The following is a 4818-nucleotide window of genomic DNA, read 5'->3' as shown; positions in this document are numbered from 1 at the left end:
AAGACCGCGCTGGAAGTCGGCGGCGACGAAAACGCCGAAGCCTTGGGCAAGGCCATCGGCGAAATCGCCTGGCAGGTCGGCAGCATTGCAACGGGCGTCGGCGGGGCTGCGAAAGGTGGCGTGGCGCTGGCCAAGGCAGGGATCAAGGTGGGCACCGCAGAACTTGAAACGATGGCTAGCCTGGCTAGAATCGAGAAGCTCGCCAAAGCCGAAGCTGTACGCAACCGTGTTGTAGGCGCTGTTGCAGATAGCCAGGAGGGAAGTGCGAGCTCCAAATTCGGGCAGCTTGCTAAAACTGAGGCTGAGCTTCGGGATGCTCAACGTGTAGATGGTGCAAAAGGACCGGGGCAGGTTATCCCTGATGAAATCAACCCTCCCAAGTTCAGCCGGATTGAAGACCTGTTTGGGCAGACATTTGAAAGTATCCCGCTGTCGCACCTTCCCAATTGGAAGACCGGTTCGCTTGTAAATGATGGGGTGTTGGGCGAGCAACTGGCCCTGCAAACCCTTAACGAGAAAACCGGCCTCAATTTCAAACCTCTGCAAAACAGTAGCAACCACGGCTGCGATGGCTGCGCGGTGGCGATCAATGGCGATACTATTACCGTGGTGGTGATGGATGCGAAGTCTTCGGTGAATGGCGTGAGTAAGGCAGGTACGCCGCATGGGGACCCGAGGACGCGGTTGGAGGGGTGGCTGAGTAATAGATCAATTGCCGACTCTGATCCTGCTTTACGCGATGCTTTGCAAGCGGCGTTGGATTCAGGAAAAGCCAAGGTTCAAGGTGTAACAGTCAAAGTCGGTGTTCCCGCCCCCAGTAAAACAGGTGTAGCAGAATTTAAGGTGGAACCATGGACCAAGAAATAATTCAGTGCGAGCGCTTGGGCGTAAACCCGAAGTGGCCCTCCTACAAAAGTGTGCTGGGGCGCATAGCCAAGGGGCCACACGTCTCAGATGAATACGAGTTGAATGGCATCCGTGAATATGTTGAGCGCGGCGATGCATTTGCGAAGCCATCAATGCCTGTCCCGAATAGTGACAACGTTACGCGTAGTAGCTCCGAATGGATGGCCGTCACACGAGCCCACAAGGTATTGGCAACCGCACCAGATAATCCGCAATGGCTTCTGGAATTGGCCCATTGGCTGCGCTATTACCAAGTAGGAATTTGGCAGTTGTTCTTCTGGGCGGGCCAGTTCGACATTATTGCCAAAGCGGCAGGCAATGATCGACGACGCCAAAACTACAGCATCCAAACCGCCACCAATATGATGGCCGCAATGGCGATCCTAGGCTGGAAGGATGCCGTCATCCATCAGGGATATCTCACCCATGCGGCTCTCAACCGTGGGCATCAATTAGTGATTGAGTACGAAGAGCAACACCGCCGCGCCCAAGCCTTTATGCTGCGTGTGTTTGCCGATTGGGTGGGCGATGTCTCGCATCAATGGCCTGCTTATGCTTACGACGAACCCATCTACGAAGCCTTGTTGGCCAAGTGGCGCACGCCCAGCCCCGACGACCTGATGCCCTGCCTGTTGGCCGCGTGTGACCGCCACACTTGGCAAACGGGCAAAGAGAGCCAGAAGAATTCCTACGACTTCAATCAGGACTGGCACTTGGAGCGCGTTCCGGTGGAAATTCTCTATATCCTACGCCTGCGCCAGTGGGAAGGTTTAGCCAATCCGCAGAAGATTGATCATCCGCTGCTGGCCGCGCCCTTTGACCAATTGCCGCCCGAGCAACCAGCGCCTGAGTTGGACGAGTTGATGCAAGGTGTGCTCAAACGCGCGAGGGAAGACTGGCCACAGTACGATGAAGTGTTGTCGTTGCCAGCACTGAGGAGTTGAATAGGCCCAAAAGGTGAGATGTGGCAATTAGTGACTTGGCCGCTAATCCAGCATACTGATTCATTTGGCAATGTTACGGTTGGCGTCTTGGATAAAGGCGGGAAGTTTGTTGAGGATCCTATTGCGACATCGAAGCTCATAGGGAGAAAGTGAATGATTCGCGCACCACTCGGCCATGCCAGCTATTGGGATAAGGTCGTTAACGACAGCGACAGCTATATCGCGAAGTCTCAAAAGCTTCTCTTGGCGCCAACCGCTGACCCCGATTACGCCCCCCAGTATGCGTTTGAAATCGGACAGGACCATTTGCACCAAATTTTGCGCAGATATTCCGCCGGAGATTCAATAACTCACTTGGCCCACTACTTCCCCGGTCTGCTAGCAGCATGGGAGCAGGCGGAACACCTCGGCACCACGGTGTGGACTGCGGAGCAGCAATTCACCCGGCACCACTGGCGCGTCAACTACGACCACTACATCATTTGCTTCTGGCTGGTCGGCTTGGCACTCGCACTCGACATTCCAGACGAGCAATGGCATCGCTTGCTGGCCTTGATCGGCAATGATGGCGAAGACGTACTTCTTGATCGGATCATTGCCAGCCGCAGCCCAGACCGCAAGATAGGAGCCGTGCTTCTATATCCCAAACCCTATGGTCGTTTGTTGAAGGCAGTAAATGCGCCCTCAGATTCTCAGGCACCGTTGCTCAAAGCCTTTGTCGAGCACTGGTATCTGGAAGTGCGCACTGGCGCGAAATCCGGATCAGACCCGCAAGCGGTCAGCTATCGGCATCCTTATTGGTATACCTATGGCGACCAGAACTTTGAAGGCGGGGCTTATTTTGGTCGTTGGTGTGTAGAAGCCGTAGCTGCCGTGAAGGCGTTTGGAATGGATGACTCGCCATGTCTAGGTCAAGAGCATTATCCGGGAGACCTTTTGAGACCTGATGGCCCTGGCACTCACCCGGCAAGAGAGACAACAGAGCCACATCCACCGTTGGCTTCAGAAAAGAAAGCCGGCTTTTGGGCCCGAATTTTCACCCGGTCCAGTGATAGATAAGCGCCAGTGTGATCAAGCAAGACACGGCTATCGCAAGGCACGCACCTGCCGAGAAGTGCCAACGTCGGCATCGACTTCATTCAGGGTTTGCTACGAACCGGCGGCGGCGATACCCCCCGCTCAAGTGCGCCGTAAACAGTGGTGAGGGGGGGGGTTGGCCCAGCCAGGCTGGAATGACGTCACGAATTCGTCGCACATCTCATCGAAGGGCTTAGCGGCCTTAGCTAACTGACTAATAACCCGGAGGCCAGAAAGCAGCTTGGCGATAGTGTCGTCAACAAAATCAAGACTGAAGCAGTACACCCGGCAGCGCCGTCAACAAGTGGCTCACGAGAGACTGACATGAAATACTACTTATTTCGAGAAGATACAAACATTAACAATAGATGGTACTTAGGCAGCAATCAAACATTGCAATAACTGGTTCTTTACAGACCCACCGGTAGAATATATGGAGCCTTGCACTTATGAAATTGAAATGCAAAGTGATGGTGTTGCTCTAGACTTCTCCCTGGCTGGATACGCCTCCGTTCCCATAATCAGTCATAAAGCAAAAAAATCATTTATCGGTATTTCCGATTTTGATGAACCCTTCAGGCACGTCGTACTTGAGCCTGCGAAAGTCGTAGGCCACCAAGATGAATTTTATGTAATGATTGTGGAAACACAAATCGACTGTGTAGATGAGACACGCTCTATATTTGAAAAATACAAATCAGATGATTCAGTCCGCCCAGACAGGGCAGGTGAGTATAGAGTTTTCTTGAACCTTGTTATTGACCCAGCAAAGGTTAATGGGGAAAATATTTTTCGAATCAAAAAACACCTAGGCGCTCTAATCGTCAGCGAAAAAGTCAAGCTTAGAATGGAGCAAGCTGGTGTGACAGGCGCTATCTTTGAAAGTGTAAACGGGGAGAATACTGTCGTTTGCTAGATGGAAATTTATTTCCGCCTATAACAGTCAGCTCGCAGAAGGCTATCGGCGAATTTGCCTGGCAGGTCGGCAGCATTGCGACTGAAGGCGACGGCGATGCAAAGGGTCATGCTCAAGCTTGCAGCCAAGGCGGAACATGTGACGGCTACAACCTTTTCCCGCAAGTTAAAAACTTCAATAATTCAGCCTATAAAGTTTTCTATGAAAATATCATCAAAAAGGCTCTGGACGACCCGACGAAGACAGTTGGCCCAACCACAATCAAATTCAAAAGATCAACTGCCGACTCTATTAGACCCGACACTTTATCAGTCACCTATACCATTGATGGCAGGACCAGAACCAGTATTTTCAAAAATGAATCCAGCAAGCCTTGAAAGGAACACATATGATTACCGAAGATTTTGCATTAATTAAAGAAATATTTTCCATTATTGATAACGGAATTATCGACGGCTATGATCGTTTTCGTTACGAGGTGGTAGTAGGAAAAGGATTCATAGACACAGAGTTACTTGTCGAAAAGGATGGAGTGGAGACTACCAACGCCCGGACAGATATAGACGATACACAGTTGTATGAATTGGTAGATAAGCTTAAACATAGCGCTGAGCAACGCGGTGAAGATTGGGTTTCATGCGTAATTTCATATAAACATGGAGAGCAAGTCAGTACAAAGTTCAAATACCCTGACAACTGAGATGCTTATAAAAAATACAGTTTACCTAGGGAAGGTCTGAAGTAGACATTGATTTTTGATGCCCCTCATGGCCTGATTTTCAAAAAAACTCGCCCGATCAGATAATCAGACTTTTCCCGCTTTTAACTCGATACCCAGATCAAAGGCGCGGTGGCGAGTGGCAAGAAGGTGATCGCCAATGTCGGCGGCGATCTTAATATCGAAAGCCTGCAAGACACCAACACGTACAAAGTCGATGAAAAGAGCCTGGGCATCGGCATCAGTCTTTGTATTCC

General features: G+C 51.0%; 6 protein-coding genes and 1 pseudogene. All 7 read left to right on the top strand.

Annotated features, from left to right (window positions below; all coding sequences use genetic code 11):
• The coding region (locus BLV67_RS33455; protein ID WP_244160814.1) for a hypothetical protein at positions 1 to 867 on the top strand (867 nt) is incomplete at its 5' end.
• A gap of 308 nt (positions 868 to 1175) precedes the next feature.
• Positions 1176 to 1850, top strand: a complete 675-nt coding sequence (locus BLV67_RS31910; RefSeq protein ID WP_069788870.1) for a hypothetical protein — start codon at positions 1176 to 1178, stop codon at positions 1848 to 1850.
• A gap of 153 nt (positions 1851 to 2003) precedes the next feature.
• Positions 2004 to 2909 carry a PoNe immunity protein domain-containing protein gene (locus BLV67_RS31905; protein WP_074854584.1) on the top strand — a complete coding sequence of 302 codons (906 nt, stop codon included), beginning with the start codon at positions 2004 to 2006 and terminating at the stop codon, positions 2907 to 2909.
• Positions 2910 to 3360: 451 nt separating this feature from the next.
• Positions 3361 to 3843, top strand: a complete 483-nt coding sequence (locus BLV67_RS31900; RefSeq protein WP_244160813.1) for an imm11 family protein — start codon at positions 3361 to 3363, stop codon at positions 3841 to 3843.
• Positions 3837 to 4220, top strand: coding sequence for a hypothetical protein (locus tag BLV67_RS32845; RefSeq protein WP_141722789.1), 384 nt, complete (start codon positions 3837 to 3839; stop codon positions 4218 to 4220). The genes BLV67_RS31900 and BLV67_RS32845 overlap by 7 nt, the downstream gene beginning before the upstream one ends.
• A gap of 11 nt (positions 4221 to 4231) precedes the next feature.
• Positions 4232 to 4543, top strand: coding sequence for a hypothetical protein (locus BLV67_RS31895; protein ID WP_069788869.1), 312 nt, complete (start codon positions 4232 to 4234; stop codon positions 4541 to 4543).
• 129 nt (positions 4544 to 4672) lie between these two features.
• A pseudogene (locus BLV67_RS33810) lies at positions 4673 to 4818 on the top strand (hemagglutinin repeat-containing protein); the annotation flags it as partial.

The sequence above is a fragment of the Pseudomonas salomonii genome, assembly GCF_900107155.1.
Taxonomy (GTDB): domain Bacteria; phylum Pseudomonadota; class Gammaproteobacteria; order Pseudomonadales; family Pseudomonadaceae; genus Aquipseudomonas; species Aquipseudomonas salomonii.
This window is presented reverse-complemented; position numbering and strand designations above follow the sequence as displayed.